A 13344-nucleotide genomic window follows, 5' to 3' on the forward strand; every position below is an offset into this window, starting at 1 on the left:
TCATAAATTTCTATAACTAATAATTTAATCTTTCTTTGATGCAGTTATATAAATTCCCGGAACTTGTTTTGAATCAAACCACATATATTGAAAGCGATCAGGGTTTATTTTAGTAAGACCATTAATAGTTTTCTCATTGTTAAAATGAACAGCCGGGTCTGTGAATAAAATTAAGTCTTTATCGTCATCAATGGAGTTTCCTAATTTTTGATAGCCAGTTACTAAAGTCCAGTGTCCACCCCAATCAATCCAATCGACAAGCGTTGGTATGCCTTTATCAAGATTATCAACTAACATTTGTATATTGCCATTAGTTCCTTGCTCAACCTCAAGACCATGGGTTTTTAACCAATTTGCCATGTTTTCAGGAGTGGTGCCATAGTCATCATCAGTTTTTAACTCTTTGGCTATTTTCATCTCAGTTTCTTTATTCATGTCTGAATCTTTTAATAAACCGTAATAGTGCATTAAAGTCATAATAGCAGCAGGGCCGCAAGTATAGTCAGTTGTTTGTTGATAATCTTGGATATTCAGCATAGTTATATTTTTATCTGAAGGTAAATCAAATGTTTTTACAACTTTGTCGATAAAATTTTTGTCAGCAAAATTCTGATATGAGTATGCATAATTCATAAATATTAGAGTAATTGTTAGAAATTTAAGTAGTGTTTTGATCATTTTATATTCTTCGCTTGGTTTATGATCAAGGTGAGAGGATTGTATATTTCACTTTGAGAGAAGTAAATAAAAAGTTGCTGTAAAGATTGAAGTTTAATTAAAATATTTTTATCATATAACTATATTTCGTCAAATAACGAAACATATAGTGGGAAGTAGAAATGAAATTAGCTGATATTGTAGATTTTCAAAAAGCTTTAGGGGATGAGACTAGAATTAGAGTCTTAATGGTTATTTATCATCATGAGCTTTGTTTATGTCATTTAGCTCATATTTTTAAATTAGCTAATTCTACTCTATCAAAACATCTTGATATTTTAAGACGTAATAAACTTATCCATAAGAGGAAGCAGGGACGATTCCACTATTTCTATTTTAATTCTATATATAAAGAGGAATTAAAATGGCTTCTAGAAGCACTAAAAGATGATGCTACTGTGAAGCAAGATCTAAAACTAATTAAAGAAATGGTTGAACAAAGTCTGGAGCATCTTCCAGAGGTACATGCTAAAGAAGGAGTTTCAATATGAGTGGAACTAAAAATTATTTAAGCTTTAAAGTCTATGGTTTAGACTGTGTTGAAGAAGTTAATATAATAAAAAAAGCGCTTGCAAAAAATGTGCCTGAAGATCAACTTCAGTTTGACCTTCTAAATAGTAAGTTGCTTATTGAACAATCTCCAAATAATCAAATATCAGCCAAAGAGATTGTGGCATTGATTAAAAAGTCTGGATTAAAAGCTACAACATGGGATGAGCACATAAAAAATAATGATGAGAATCAAAGTTTTTGGAAGCGTCATTTGCGTTTAATAACAACATTATTTAGCGGATTATTTATAGTAGCAGCATATTTATATCATGGTTTTTTACATGGTTTTGTTCATGCATTAGTGGTTGGTGAATCAAGTGCTACAGAAGCTTTTCCAATAGTTTCACAAGTATTTTATCTACTGGCTATAATTTCTGGAAGCTGGTTTGTTTTCCCTAAAGCATGGGCAGCTCTGAAAAGGTTTGATGCAGATATGAATTTGCTAATGGTTATAGCTATTGTCTGTGCAGTAGCAATTGGTCAGTGGTTTGAAGCATCAATAGTAAGTTTCTTATTCGCATTTTCACTATCTTTAGAGTCTTGGAGTGTAGGTAATGCTAGATCAGCTATCACAAAATTAATAACTTTAACTCCAGATAAAGCTTTAGTCTATTGTTGCCATGATAAAGAGTTTGAAGAAAAACCTATTTCAGAAATTAACATAGGACGAAGAGTTCTTATTAAACCGGGTGAAAGGGTAGCTTTAGATGGTGAAGTTATAAAAGGTAGTAGTTTCTTGAATCAGGCGCCTATAACTGGTGAGTCAATGCCAATACAGAAACAAGTAGGTGATACAGTTTTTGCTGGTAGTATTAATGGTAATGGAACTATAGAAATAAAAACTACAAAAACAGCCGAAGACTCTTCTGTAGCTAAAATTATTCAAGCTATAGAACATGCTCAATCAAAGCGTTCAGAGTCTGAAAAATGGGTTGATCGTTTCGCTCGAGTGTATACACCAGCTATGTTAATTTTAGCCATCTTAATCGCTATTGTACCTTCATTATTTTTGGGAGGGGCTTGGCTAAGCTGGATTTATGAAGCTTTAGTTATTTTAGTTATAGCATGTCCATGTGCGCTGGTTATCTCTACTCCAATATCAATTGTTTCATCTTTAGCTAGTGCTGCTAGAAATGGTGTGCTAATTAAAGGAGGAACCTTTATTGAGATCCCTGCTAAATTAAAAGCTATAGCTTTTGATAAGACGGGAACTTTAACACAAGGTAAGCCTAGTGTCAGAGAAGTTATAACTAACAATATATCAGAAGAGGAGCTTATTAAAATTGCTGGAAGCCTAGAAAAAAATACTGATCATCCTATTGCTGAGGCTATTTTAAATTACTCTAAAGAACATAATATAGGATTAGTAGATAGTGATGATACTAAAGTTATTAGCGGCAAAGGTGTTTCAGGAAAAGTAGAGGGAAAAGAATACTGGCTTGGTAGCCATGTATTTAGCCATGAAAAACAATTGTGTGAAAATAGTTCAATGCATGAAAAAGCTGTTAAGTTAGAAAATTTGGGACATACATTAATTTTTGTGGGAAATGATAAGGAAATAATTGGAATAATAGCTGTTCAAGATGCTCTAAAAGAGAACATTCAAATAATTTTAAATAATTTGAGAGAGTTAGGTATAGAACAAACAGTTATGCTGACAGGTGATAACTCTGGTACAGCAAAAGCTCTTGGTAAACAAAGTGGGATAGATAAAGTCTATGCTGAATTATTGCCAGAGAATAAAGTTTCTAAAGTAGAAGAGCTTGTTGAGCAATATAAAGAAGTAGCGATGGTAGGTGACGGTATAAATGATGCACCAGCTTTAGCAAGATCTAACTTAGGCATTGCTATGGGAGCAATAGGGAGTGATGTTGCTATAGAAACAGCAGATGTTGCGCTTATGTCTGATGATTTAAGTAAGTTACCTTGGCTAATTAAGCACTCAAAAAGAACAGTAAATATTATTAAGCAAAATATTATCTTTGCAATAACCATAAAAGCTTTATTTATAACTCTTGCTATAGCGGGTGTGGCTACATTATGGATGGCAATAGTGGCTGATATGGGAGCAACATTAGTTGTAATTATGAATGCACTAAGATTGCTAAAAATTAAATAAACAATAAAGTAGAGCCTATAATACTTAATATTCCAGCAAATAAAAATTTTGAGTATTTATTAGATAGTCTATGCAAATATTTTGAACCTAAATAAGAGCCAATTAGTTTTATTGGTAATATGCATAAGATTGCTAACCATTTTATAATCCAAGTTGGAGAGTATAAATTATAGCTTTCATAATCTTCTATAATAGTTAGGCTTATTAATGCTACTGAAATAGTTAAGGCTAAAAACATTATCACATTTAGAATTTTACTACTATCAAGTTTTAATAAACGAAATATTAGATTTTTATTTAGAGTATTATTTCTTTGGGAGAGTTTTATTAAATTGTAAATAGTTAATAGTGTTAAGAAAAGAAGTACACTTCCACTAATGGCAGCAGCATCTATCATTTGAATTCCATCAGAAAAAACAAAGCTGGTTACAGCACCAATTAAAGTAGCTGGAATAATATTTGTTGCAAGTATCCAACTTAAACCTTTTGATTTATGTAGATTTCTTATACTAATTAAAGAGCTAAATAGTATTATAATTAGAGATGTATTAACAGCTATATCACTATAGTTGTGATTTATAATACAACCATCATCAGCGATAATTAATATTAAAAGTAATATTAGAATTAGATCTTCTTTAATACTAATTATTCTTGCGAGGAAGCTGATAAGAAACCCCATAAATAAGAATATTAGTAAGTAATCCATAATATATACAAACAAAATTAATTAATATATCTATATTATCTATAAATTATAAAAGGTTAAATAGATATTTTTTATAAAACATATAAGTTAAAATGATATTAATTATTGGTTTTGATGCTTATTTAACTAATAAGGTGTCAAATATAACAAGATAGTTTATGAAAATAACTCTTAAGCAACTTCAAGTTTTCGTTAATACTGCTAAGTCAGAATCTATTAGTATTGGTGCAGAAAAGTGCTTTATCTCACAAGCTGCGGCAAGTATGTCATTATCCCAACTAGAAAGTATGTTGGATACAACCTTATTTGATAGAGTTGGAAAAAGGATGAAACTAAATGATAATGGTCAAAACCTATTATCAAAAGCAATTCGCATTTTAGATGAAGTCAGTGAATTTGAATCATTTGCTGTTGATAATGAGCATTTATCTGGAAAACTAATAGTTGGCGCCAGTACAACTCTTGCTAGTTATGTTTTGCCTAAATATTTGGCTCAATTCAAACAAAAATATCCTGATGTTGAATTAGAGATTATTAATGGAAATACAAAAGAAATTATCCATCAAGTTGAAATGCTTGGGTGCGATATTGGTTTTGTAGAAGGGGCTTGTGATAGTCAAGCACTAGATGTGGAATTATGGAGAAAAGATAACTTAAAAGTCTTTTGCTCTATTAATCATCCTTTAGCAAAAAAGAAAAAGGTTTCGATAAAAGATATTCTTAAATATGAGTGGGTAACAAGAGAAGCGGGCTCAGGAACATTTGATATTTTCTATAAAGAGCTTGGTAAAGATGCAAAAGATTTGAAACAATTAATGGTGTTAAATAATTCTGAAGCTATAAAGCAATATGTTTCACATAGTGATTCACTTGCGTGTTTATCAGAGGCAATTGTCGAGGAGTCTTCAGATATACAAAAAATTAAAATTTTAAAAGTAGAAGAGTTAGATCTAAGTAGAGAGTTTTATTTACTTCTTAATAAGAAAAAATATCATACAAATCTTACTAAAGCATTTTCTGATTTTATTCATTCAGTCTAGTTTTATTCAATTATCCTTGAAAAAGTATGCTAAAGAGCATATAAATTATATTAAGTAAATTGATATTTTTGAGTAAAGGAGAATGGCTTATGACATTTGGAGTGATTTTATTATTAGTGATAGCTGCTATCTGTGTATATGTGGTTATGACGTATAACAAGTTAATTGCTGAAATAGAAACAGTTAAAAATTCAGAAAAACAAATTGATGTGCAACTTGATCGTCGTGCTAAGGTTTTTGACTCCTTAGTGAATGTGGTTAAAAAATATATGGATTATGAGCAAACTACATTGAAACAAGTAGTAGCTTTAAGAAATAAAGCAAATGTGGCAAAAGAAAATGGCGACGTACAAGAAAGAATAGATGCTGAAAATAAAATTTCAGAATTTGCTAGAGGCATAAACGTTCAATTTGAGAATTATCCAGAATTAAAAGCTAATCAGAATGTTATACAATTACAAGAAGAAATAACTTCGACTGAGAATAAATTAGCTTTTGCTAAGCAAGCGCTTAATGATTCTATAGAAAGATATAATGCCCATAAGAAATCATTTTTTGCTGGAGTAGTAGTAAGTCTCTTTAAGAAGTTAGATGAGAATTTTATTTATTGGAATATTTCTGAAGAGAAGAAAGCTCAATTAGAAGAAGCAAGAGTGGAGCTATAGATGAGTGAAAATTTACACTACGGCTCAGCAAACTGGAGAGAAGTAGTACGTAAAAACACGCAAAAGACATATCTAGTTATAGCAGTATTTTTAATTGTTTTCTTTTTACTGGGTATATTTGTAGATACTGTTTATAGGTATAGTGAATTAGCGAATTCATATTATCAATATTATCACCAACAGCTTTCTATCAGTCAGGTCTTTGTATGGCTTGCAACGTTTAAAATTATTCCTTATGCAACTATTATAATTTCAGCAATAACAGTTGTTTGGCTTTATATTACTTTTGCAATGTATGATAAGATAATGCTTTCTGGTACAGACTATCAGGAAATAACAGCAGATAATAATGATCCGTTAGCTCGGAAAATTTATAATGTTGTCGAGGAAATGAAAGTTGCTGCAGGTATGAGATATATGCCGAAAGTGTTTCTTATTAATGCAAACTATATGAATGCTTTTGCATCAGGATATTCAGAGAAATCAGCAATGGTTGCAATAACTGCTAAGTTAGCTCAAAGTTTAACTAGAGATGAATTGCAGGCTGTTATGGCACATGAATTAACCCATATCAGAAATCAAGATATTAAATTAAACCTTTTTACTATGGTTTTATCTAATATGATGCTTATTATTATGGATTTCCTATTTTATTCAGTGCTTTTCTCTGGAAATAATAGAAGTAGTAATAATCGTAATAATAATGCTGCAGTATTTTTCTTAATAATTATTATTTTAAGATATGTTTTGCAAATATTTACTATATTTATGATGCTATTCTTAAGTCGGACAAGAGAGTATATGGCAGATGCGGGAGCTGTAGAATTAATGCGAACAAATATGCCAATGGCAAATGCATTGATGAAAATATCAAAAGACAGCGCCACTCCTGAAGCACAAAATGAGTATAAACATAATAAAAATGAGAATCTTCGTAGAGCTTCTTATATATATGATCCATTAAGTGCTGGTTTTAATGGCGGTGATATGTCAGATATGTTTTCTACACATCCAAGCTTAGAGAATAGATTGCAGTCTATAGGTGTAAGTGTTAAAGGTTTGTGATTATGAATAATAGAAGCTTCAAAAAAGATGCTGGATTTACCTTAGTAGAGCTTATGGTTTCAGTGGCTATTGTAGCTATAATAGCTACAATAGCCACTTCAGTCTATTCTAACTACGTGCTAAGAACAAAAATAGCAGCAGAAGTTTCTGTACAGACAGCTAGAGCAAAAGAAATATATGATCTTAAAAGAAATGGTCATGATTTTTATTCTCTTCAGGGAAATGACGCACTTAATGAATATGCAGCTTTGACTAAAGATATTGGCACAACTGGAAGTGGTATAATTAATGGATATGGAGAGATCATGGTACGTCCAGAAGATGTACCGGAGGATTCTGTAAGGTGGCGTTGTGTTGTTGCCGGAGATGGCTTAACTCAGTCTAGCCTCCCTAGTCATTGTATATTAGGTGACGCAACTTTCTTTAGAATTCTAAAAGAGAATAACATGATTTTCAGTGAAGATAATTTTCAGTATGATGATATGCCTGTTAATGAGAATGGTTGGGGTAAAGTAAATACTGATAGTGACTTTCTTGGAAAATGGTATATTACTGGAGGGGATGAAGAAGTAGAAATCTGGAATGATTTTGAGAATATTGATGATGCACGTCCAAATGTTGCTGAGCTAGATGGTGATAGGAATGAAATAGTTGATTTTTCTCATGATCTTGCATCTAAAGGTTTTGATAGTATGAAAATGTCTTTTGATTACTATTCAAGAACAGGTAATGAGTCAAGTAATTTTCAGGTTTATCTTGGGGATGAACTTGTTTATACTCATGATAATTTTTCACAAGGTTGGCAAAGTATTAATATTGATTTAACTAATACTAATGCATCTGGTAAAACTTTAACTCTAAGGGAAGCAGGGGCAGATGACAGTTATGGTGCTTTGATTGATTTAGATTCATTAAAAGTGACACCTAATAAAATTAGTTAAATAAAGATTTTTCTAGAATCTATAAAATTCACTTCAAATGTAATATAATTTGAAGAGTGCATTCGCCAAAATCTTTATGATTTTTTTCGGTAAATAATATAAATAAAAAATAATAAGTGGTATCAATGTCAGAACAAGAACAGCCAAGAAAAAAGTTATCATTATCAACAAGAAAGACTTTAACAACAAATAGAGCAGTTACATCAAGCAATAATTTAAAAAATAAACTTCAAGCTAAGAAAGAAAGCTCCGTAAGTAATTTTCTAAAACATGCAGATAGTGATTTAGCCTCATTATATGAAGAAAGAAATGATGTTGTAGAACAAATAAAACAGCTAGAGCAAAGATTACAGTTTGCTAAAAGTGAACCTTTACAAGAATTCTTAATCGAATTAAAAAGTAAGGATTTTGATCTTTTAGCAAAAATAAATGATAGAGTTAGTGAGATTTAGAATAAGTTTTCAAAAATTTCTTTTATTCCTTTTTTAGCAAGAGTAAGCATTTTAGCAAACTCTTCTTCAGAAAAATCTTTACCTTCTGCTGTACCTTGAATTTCTATTAAACCGCCATTTGAATTCATTACGACATTCATATCCGTTTCAGCATTAGAGTCCTCATCGTAATCTAGATCTAAAACTGGATTATCATTATATATTCCAACAGAAATAGCAGCTACTTGAGCCTTTAAAGGTTTAGCTTCAGCAGGAATCATATTTTTTTCTTTCATATGTTCAACTGCATCTTTGATTGCTAATGATGCACCTGTAATAGCTGCTGTACGAGTTCCTCCATCAGCTTGTATAACGTCACAGTCTACTTTTATTGTATATTCTGGTATTTGAGTAAGGTCAACACTAGCTCTAAGAGCACGACCAATAAGTCTTTGTATTTCTTGAGTTCTTCCTGACTGCTTACCACGAGCAGCTTCTCTATCCATTCTTGTGTGTGTAGATCGAGGAAGCATTCCATATTCAGCAGTTAACCAACCTTCTCCTGAGTCTTTTTTAAACTTTGGCACACCTTCTGTTACAGAGGCTGTACATAGTACTTTAGTATCGCCAAATTCTATTAGTATTGAACCTTCAGCATGTTTAGTGAAATTATGTGTAACTTTTAAATTCCTTAGTTGGTCATTATTTCTACCACTAGGTCTCATTTCGACTCCTTGTTTAATATAAAAATTAGTATATATGTGTATAATTGTTATCAATAATAGCTTTTAGGAATTGTTTTTTAAACAATTAAGCAGTTAAAATAATTTTTGGTGAGATGGAAATACTAACAAATATAGATGAAAAACATTATGAATTTTGGTTAAGGGACGCTAAGCATTTAACAATAGCTTTAAAAAAATATTATAGTGAAATTACTCTGACAAAACATTCTCAAGAGTTAGAAGATTTAAATAGCTTTGAGCGTAATTTGCTGAATAAAGATAATAGCATAGTAAGAAAAATTAGTTTAAATTCAGATGAAAAAGAATTGGTGTATGCAAGGACAATTGTTCCTATTGATACATATGTCTTTTTTAAAGAAAGATTTGAATCTTTGGGAGAAAATCCAATAGGCGAGAGCTTTTTGTATAATAATGATAACTTTTTAAGAAGTGACTTTATTGTAAGGAAGCTTTCAAATAAAGAATTTCAGCAAGAAACGAATAGAAGTGTAACAAATGATTATGTTTTCTCGCGGAGCTCTATATTTTCTTTAAAAGAGCAAAATAATTTAAAAGTTCTAATTACAGAATATTTTTTAGGAATTAAAAATTTAGTGGAAAAAAGAAGTTTAAATGTTAAATAAAGAGACTTTAAAAGCCTATGTGATGCTAATGAGATTGCATAGACCAATTCCTATACTTTTAATACTATGGCCAACGCTAACAGCTTTAGTGATAGCCTCTCATGGTATACCAGAATTTAAATATTTATTTATATTTGCTATTGGTGTAATTGTGATGCGAACAGTTGGCTGTATTTTAAATGATATTGCTGATATAGACTTTGATAGGCATGTGGCAAGGACAAGTTCTAGACCATTAACTACTGGTAAATTAACAGTTAGGAATGCTGTAAATTTATGCCTGGTTTTATCTTTTGTAGCTTTTGTATGTGTCTTATTTTTGAATATGTTTACAATTGTTTTATCTTTTATAGCATTGTTTTTAGCTATTTTATATCCGTTTTGTAAAAGGTTTTTTGCCATGCCTCAATTTGTACTTGGTTTGGCTTTTAACTTTGGGATATTGATGGCTTTCTCTGCGATACAAAATAAATTACCGATAGAAGCGTGGGTATTTTATTTAGCTACTATATGTTGGACCATAGCATATGATACGGTTTATGCATTAGCAGATAGAGAATTTGATCTGGAAATAGGTATAAATTCATCAGCTATATTATTTGGTAAAAGAGTTTTTAGTTTTATATTTATATTTAATTTTATATCTATAGCTTTCTTAATTTTATTAGGAATTATCTGTAAATATGGGTTGATATATTATGTGGGATTATTTCTGGCAAGTTTATTTTTTATATATAACTATTTTGTTTATAAGAAACTAGGCATAGAGAAATGTATAAAAGCTTTTTCAGATAACCATTGGGTAGGGCTAATATTATTTATATGTGTTTTGCTTAATTACTTTTAATTATCGCTATTAATTTTCCATTTTCTATAATCATCTAATTGAAAAATTTTTAAATCAAATGAGTTAATCATAGCTAAAAGATGGTCGAAAATATCTGCTTGAATGCTTTCATAATCAGCCCAAGCGGTAGTGTTTGTGAAAGCATATATTTCTATTGGCAAACCAACTTCACTAGGATCTAAGTGTCTTACTAACATTAAGAAGTTAGAATGCTCTATAGTTGGTAAAGCTTTTAAATATTCAGTTATGTAATATCTAAATAAAGTCGCATTTGTAATAGTTTTACAATTCTCTTTATTGTTTAAGTAATTCTTTAACAGATCTATATGTTTAAGATTATCTATTAATTTATCATCACAGAAGCGAATTGTGTTTATATCTATTTTTAGGGCTCTTTTAATTCGTCTCCCTCCAGATTCTTGCATTCCACGCCAGTTTTTTACACCACCACTAATTAAAGCAGCAGTGGGTATGGAAACTATGGTTTTATCAAAATTTTGGATTTTAACTGTATTTATTGCGATATCTAATACAGTACCATCAGCACCATGACTCGGGATAGTTATCCAGTCACCAACTCTAACTGTATCATAGGTTGATACCTGAATATTTGCTACAAATCCTACAATGCTATCTTTAAAAATTAAAAGCAGTACTGCTGATAGAGCTCCTAATCCCGTTAGTAGTATTAAAGGAGATTTTTCAATAATTATAGAAATAGCTAATATTATCCCTAAGAAGACAATAATTAATTTAAGAGCTTGAATGAAGCTTTTAATTAGGTAGTATCTAGTATGATTTTTCTTTCTAAGCCAGTCGCAGAAAATATCTAATATAATGAAGACAGTTTTTAGTGACATGTACAAAATGTAAAGAAGAGCTAGGCTTTTAACTATTTGAGATACTTCTCTAGTCCATGAGACTTGATTGAAAATTACAACTTTAGATCCAATAAAAACTATAATACCCGGTATTATTTTAAGTAGAGTTCCAACTAGACTTTTCTCAAAGCTGCCATCAATAGATGCTTGCCTAATAAATCGATCTAGGAATTTCTTTGTATATATATAATTTATAAATTTTAATACCCAGTATGCGATAAGACCAATACCAAGCAAGCAAGATATTAAGAATATTTCTACTAGGATTATTGAGAGTGTATGGTTTAGATTAAAATTTTCTTTAAAAAAGTTTAGAAGAGTATATTGTAAATCCATTTTCTGAGATTTTTATATTTTAATTACTTTATCATACAGGATAATAAAATGTATTTTTAGGATATATAGCTATGTTTTTTTATTATATAAATTTACTTTCATGTTCTAAGAGCCATATTTTCTTTTCTATACCACCAGTGAAGCCACCAAGCTTACCATTGCTATTTATTACTCTATGGCAAGGGATTATTATGGGAATATTATTTTTCCCATTAGCATTTGCTACTGCTCTAAAAGCTTTTTCATTTCCTATGTTTTTAGCTTCATCTAAGTAGCTAATTGTTTTTCCATAAGGTATATTTTGTAGCTGTTTCCAAGCGTTTTTCTGAAATTCTGTACCATTTAGTTTTAACGGGATAGTAAACTTTTTAAGTATACCAGAAAAGTATAAATCTAATTCTTTTGCAGTTGTCTCAAGGATTTCATTAGTTTCTTCTACTATTTTTAAGGCTTTTAAGTCAAGCTTAGCAAGTTTTTGATTTATATTAATTTCACCAAACCCTAATGCTAACAAAGCTGAATTATCTGCAATAGCTATAAGATCTCCAATAGGAGATTTTATGTTTTTTGAGTATAAAACTACATCTGCCATATAGGGAAAACCTTATTTATATATTTTACAAACTTAAGCATTCCTACATTCTGCTCAGTATACCCAAAATCATCACAAGCAATTTCTGGATACGCAATTCCTATTCCATATATGTTTGGAGCTATAGTTCCATGATAAGGATTATGCTTATAGTTAGTTACTCCATTAATAGGAATATTTCTACTTTCAAATCCCATAGCGTGAATTAGTAAATCACATTCTGAAAATTCTTTACTATAGGAAGGGTCTTGTATATGTACTCTTTTGATATGCTTTGAGGTCTCTAAGTTTTCTTTTGCCCAGGCAGCGGCTAGACCTTTTAGTCCTGTATTATCATAAATTATCTTATCGTTATAAGGCATAGCATATTTTGTGAAACTTCTGTAAAAATTTACAATATTCTCAGCATTAGCATCTATTAAGTTTTTTAATACAAGAATAGCTGAGTGAGAAGATCCTATTACACCAATTTTTTTATTTTGTAGGTTTTCTTGAGCTAGCTTTGTTGGACATAATGCAATTTCTAGATTTAAGCTTTTTTTGTTTGTATTTTGTTGGGCTTGCTTAGCTCCTGTAGCTAAAATAAGTTTCTTTGTTTTAAAAGTTTTATTAAGTGTTTCTATTTCAATAATTCCACTTTTATCGCAAATAGAGATCGCTTTACTTTTATAAGTATTTAAACCAGAGGATAAAAGTTCTTTAGATGCATCTTTTAAAGCGTCTGCTAAATATCCTAATGAACAGACATCATTAGGATTGAGGTTTTTAAGATCAGATTTAAGTTCTTTATAATTAATTGATTTAAAGCTATAGAATGAATCATTTAAGGTTTCAACAATAGTGTTTCCGGGAACTTCATACCATTTAGAGTTTATTTCTCCACCATTGAAATCTTCATCTATCCATAAAATATCATTAGGTAATATTTTCTCATCAAGTAGTTTTGCTATTGCAACTATACCAGCACAGCCAGCTCCAATGACAGTCCAAGAATAAATTTTACTAGACACTATTACTTTCTTAAATGAATTTAAATATTTTTATATTATATTTTTTATTGAGAGATATTTCTAAGAATTT

At 30.3% G+C, this 13344-nt stretch carries 15 protein-coding genes; 9 read left to right on the forward strand and 6 right to left on the reverse strand.

Translation table 11 applies throughout. The annotated features are described in order from the left end of the window. Positions 1-24 precede the first annotated feature (24 nt). The gene (locus KX01_RS03560) at positions 25-678 is read right to left on the reverse strand and encodes a peptidase C39 family protein (protein WP_071663686.1); all 654 of its coding nucleotides are present in this window, start codon (positions 676-678) and stop codon (positions 25-27) included. A 161-nt stretch (positions 679-839) separates the two neighbouring features. On the opposite strand from KX01_RS03560, the gene KX01_RS03565 reads away from it, so the two are divergent. Further along, positions 840-1208, forward strand: a complete 369-nt coding sequence (locus tag KX01_RS03565; protein WP_071663687.1) for an ArsR/SmtB family transcription factor — start codon at positions 840-842, stop codon at positions 1206-1208. Then, complete coding sequence (locus tag KX01_RS03570; protein WP_071663688.1) at positions 1205-3388, forward strand: heavy metal translocating P-type ATPase; 2184 nt, start codon at positions 1205-1207, stop codon at positions 3386-3388. The genes KX01_RS03565 and KX01_RS03570 overlap by 4 nt, the downstream gene beginning before the upstream one ends. Here KX01_RS03570 and KX01_RS03575 read toward each other — a convergent pair. Continuing rightward, entirely contained in the window at positions 3381-4097 is a 717-nt protein-coding gene (locus KX01_RS03575) for a sulfite exporter TauE/SafE family protein (RefSeq protein ID WP_156860368.1), read from the reverse strand. The two genes, KX01_RS03570 and KX01_RS03575, sit on opposite strands and share 8 nt — an antisense overlap. Positions 4098-4255: 158 nt before the next feature. Here KX01_RS03575 and KX01_RS03580 point away from each other — a divergent pair, with 158 nt between their 5' ends. The 5 genes from KX01_RS03580 (at position 4256) to KX01_RS03600 (ending at position 8260) form a co-directional block, all read left to right on the forward strand. Further along, the gene (locus KX01_RS03580) at positions 4256-5137 is read left to right on the forward strand and encodes a LysR substrate-binding domain-containing protein (RefSeq protein ID WP_071663690.1); all 882 of its coding nucleotides are present in this window, start codon (positions 4256-4258) and stop codon (positions 5135-5137) included. An 89-nt stretch (positions 5138-5226) separates the two neighbouring features. Further along, positions 5227-5802, forward strand: coding sequence for a LemA family protein (locus KX01_RS03585; RefSeq protein WP_071663691.1), 576 nt, complete (start codon positions 5227-5229; stop codon positions 5800-5802). Beyond that, complete coding sequence (htpX, locus tag KX01_RS03590) at positions 5803-6867, forward strand: zinc metalloprotease HtpX (protein WP_071663692.1); 1065 nt, start codon at positions 5803-5805, stop codon at positions 6865-6867. 2 nt (positions 6868-6869) lie between these two features. Beyond that, positions 6870-7808: a prepilin-type N-terminal cleavage/methylation domain-containing protein gene (locus KX01_RS03595; RefSeq protein WP_071663693.1), complete on the forward strand. Its 939-nt coding sequence runs from the start codon at positions 6870-6872 to the stop codon at positions 7806-7808. Between the two features lie 125 nt (positions 7809-7933). Next, complete coding sequence (locus KX01_RS03600; protein WP_071663694.1) at positions 7934-8260, forward strand: hypothetical protein; 327 nt, start codon at positions 7934-7936, stop codon at positions 8258-8260. Here the strand turns inward: KX01_RS03600 and rph are convergent. Beyond that, positions 8257-8964: a ribonuclease PH gene (gene rph / locus KX01_RS03605; RefSeq protein ID WP_071663695.1), complete on the reverse strand. Its 708-nt coding sequence runs from the start codon at positions 8962-8964 to the stop codon at positions 8257-8259. The genes KX01_RS03600 and rph overlap by 4 nt on opposite strands. Positions 8965-9077: 113 nt before the next feature. Between rph and KX01_RS03610 the strand changes: the two genes are divergently transcribed. After that, a complete protein-coding gene (locus KX01_RS03610) occupies positions 9078-9608 on the forward strand; it encodes a chorismate--pyruvate lyase family protein (RefSeq protein WP_071663696.1) in 531 nt (176 codons plus the stop codon). Further along, the gene (gene ubiA, locus KX01_RS03615) at positions 9598-10455 is read left to right on the forward strand and encodes a 4-hydroxybenzoate octaprenyltransferase (protein WP_071663697.1); all 858 of its coding nucleotides are present in this window, start codon (positions 9598-9600) and stop codon (positions 10453-10455) included. Before KX01_RS03610 ends, ubiA begins: the two co-directional genes overlap by 11 nt. On the opposite strand, the gene KX01_RS03620 is transcribed toward ubiA, so the two are convergent. The 3 genes from KX01_RS03620 to KX01_RS03630 form a co-directional block, all read right to left on the reverse strand. Continuing rightward, complete coding sequence (locus KX01_RS03620) at positions 10452-11672, reverse strand: mechanosensitive ion channel family protein (RefSeq protein ID WP_071663698.1); 1221 nt, start codon at positions 11670-11672, stop codon at positions 10452-10454. The genes ubiA and KX01_RS03620 overlap by 4 nt on opposite strands. Before the next feature lie 82 nt (positions 11673-11754). Further along, positions 11755-12264: a methylated-DNA--[protein]-cysteine S-methyltransferase gene (locus KX01_RS03625; RefSeq protein WP_071663699.1), complete on the reverse strand. Its 510-nt coding sequence runs from the start codon at positions 12262-12264 to the stop codon at positions 11755-11757. Then, a complete protein-coding gene (locus KX01_RS03630) occupies positions 12252-13274 on the reverse strand; it encodes a hypothetical protein (protein ID WP_071663700.1) in 1023 nt (340 codons plus the stop codon). The genes KX01_RS03625 and KX01_RS03630 overlap by 13 nt, the downstream gene beginning before the upstream one ends. Between the last annotated feature and the right edge of the window lie 70 nt (positions 13275-13344).

Source organism: Francisella frigiditurris (assembly GCF_001880225.1).
Classification (GTDB): domain Bacteria; phylum Pseudomonadota; class Gammaproteobacteria; order Francisellales; family Francisellaceae; genus Francisella; species Francisella frigiditurris.

Bases quoted from the DNA above. Each gene is read 5' to 3' on its own strand.
- KX01_RS03560 (WP_071663686.1), bottom strand. From the start codon at position 678: ATGATCAAAACACTACTTAAATTTCTAACAATTACTCTAATATTTATG.
- KX01_RS03565 (WP_071663687.1), top strand. From the start codon at position 840: ATGAAATTAGCTGATATTGTAGATTTTCAAAAAGCTTTAGGGGATGAG.
- KX01_RS03570 (WP_071663688.1), top strand. From the start codon at position 1,205: ATGAGTGGAACTAAAAATTATTTAAGCTTTAAAGTCTATGGTTTAGAC.
- KX01_RS03575 (WP_156860368.1), bottom strand. From the start codon at position 4,097: ATGGATTACTTACTAATATTCTTATTTATGGGGTTTCTTATCAGCTTC.
- KX01_RS03580 (WP_071663690.1), top strand. From the start codon at position 4,256: ATGAAAATAACTCTTAAGCAACTTCAAGTTTTCGTTAATACTGCTAAG.
- KX01_RS03585 (WP_071663691.1), top strand. From the start codon at position 5,227: ATGACATTTGGAGTGATTTTATTATTAGTGATAGCTGCTATCTGTGTA.
- htpX (WP_071663692.1), top strand. From the start codon at position 5,803: ATGAGTGAAAATTTACACTACGGCTCAGCAAACTGGAGAGAAGTAGTA.
- KX01_RS03595 (WP_071663693.1), top strand. From the start codon at position 6,870: ATGAATAATAGAAGCTTCAAAAAAGATGCTGGATTTACCTTAGTAGAG.
- KX01_RS03600 (WP_071663694.1), top strand. From the start codon at position 7,934: ATGTCAGAACAAGAACAGCCAAGAAAAAAGTTATCATTATCAACAAGA.
- rph (WP_071663695.1), bottom strand. From the start codon at position 8,964: ATGAGACCTAGTGGTAGAAATAATGACCAACTAAGGAATTTAAAAGTT.
- KX01_RS03610 (WP_071663696.1), top strand. From the start codon at position 9,078: ATGGAAATACTAACAAATATAGATGAAAAACATTATGAATTTTGGTTA.
- ubiA (WP_071663697.1), top strand. From the start codon at position 9,598: ATGTTAAATAAAGAGACTTTAAAAGCCTATGTGATGCTAATGAGATTG.
- KX01_RS03620 (WP_071663698.1), bottom strand. From the start codon at position 11,672: ATGGATTTACAATATACTCTTCTAAACTTTTTTAAAGAAAATTTTAAT.
- KX01_RS03625 (WP_071663699.1), bottom strand. From the start codon at position 12,264: ATGGCAGATGTAGTTTTATACTCAAAAAACATAAAATCTCCTATTGGA.